The following is a 1,044-nucleotide window of genomic DNA, read 5'->3' as shown; positions in this document are numbered from 1 at the left end:
CGGCGACCGCCGGCATCATCTTGGTGGAGAGCATCCACATCAGGATGTCCTTGGTGCGCTTCGTCGGCGAAAACGCCATGGACCATGCGGCCGGTATGGCGACGAAGAGCGCGAGGATCGTGGAGCCGACCGCGATGATCACCGAGTTCATGAACGGCTTCAGATAACCGCTCTGCGTCTGCACCGACACATAGCTTTCCAGCGTGAAGGACGGGATGAGGTTGAAGCCCTTGATCGCTTCCGTCTCCGTCTTCAGCGAGGTGATGACGGTGTAGAGGATCGGGAAGAAGATGATGAGGGCGATGATCCAGGCGGCGGCGGTGGCCACGGCCATGCGGCGGGTCGAGACTGCTCGTGCCATGACGTTTCTCCCTACTTGTCCAGGTTCTTGCCGACGGCGCGCATCAGGAAGAAGGCGATGATATTGGCCAGGATGACCGCGATGATGCCGCCCGCCGATGCGCCGCCCACGTCATAGCCCAGAAGTGCGGTGCGATAGATCAGGAAGGCGAGGTTGGTGGAGGCATAGCCCGGCCCGCCATTGGTCGTGACGAGGATTTCCGCATAGACGCCGAGCAGGAAGATGGTCTGGATGAGGATGACGACCGTGATGGCGCGCGACAGATGCGGCAGCGTCAGGTAGACGAAGCGGCTCACGAAGCCCGCGCCATCCATCTCCGCCGCTTCCTTCTGCTCGCCATCGAGCGATTGCAGCGCCGTGAGCAGGATCAGGGTGGCGAAGGGCAGCCATTGCCAGGCGACGATGATGATGATCGAAAACAGCGGGAACTGGGCGAACCAGTCGACCGGCTGGAAACCGAAGGCGCGGTTGATGTCCGCGAGCACCCCGTAGCCGGGATGCATGATCATGTTCTTCCACACGAGCGCGGCCACCGGCGGCATGACGAAGAAGGGCGAGATGATCATGATGCGCACGATCCCCTGCCCCCACATCGGCTGGTCGAGCAGGAGCGCGATGCCAATGCCGCCGATCACGGTGATCAAGAGCACGCCGCCGACGATCAGCAGCGTGTTCCAGATCGA

The 1,044-nt window shown here is 62.2% G+C and carries 1 protein-coding gene and 1 pseudogene; both read right to left on the bottom strand.

The annotated features are described in order from the left end of the window. Positions 1 to 361 (bottom strand): annotated as a pseudogene (locus GR158_RS25035) (carbohydrate ABC transporter permease); the annotation flags it as partial. An 11-nt stretch (positions 362 to 372) separates the two neighbouring features. After that, on the bottom strand, positions 373 to 1,044 hold a 672-nt coding region (locus GR158_RS25030; protein WP_160873053.1), incomplete at its 5' end, for a carbohydrate ABC transporter permease.

This window comes from Shinella sp. AETb1-6, assembly GCF_009826875.1.
GTDB classification, from domain to species: Bacteria; Pseudomonadota; Alphaproteobacteria; order Rhizobiales; family Rhizobiaceae; genus Shinella; species Shinella sumterensis.
This window is presented reverse-complemented; position numbering and strand designations above follow the sequence as displayed.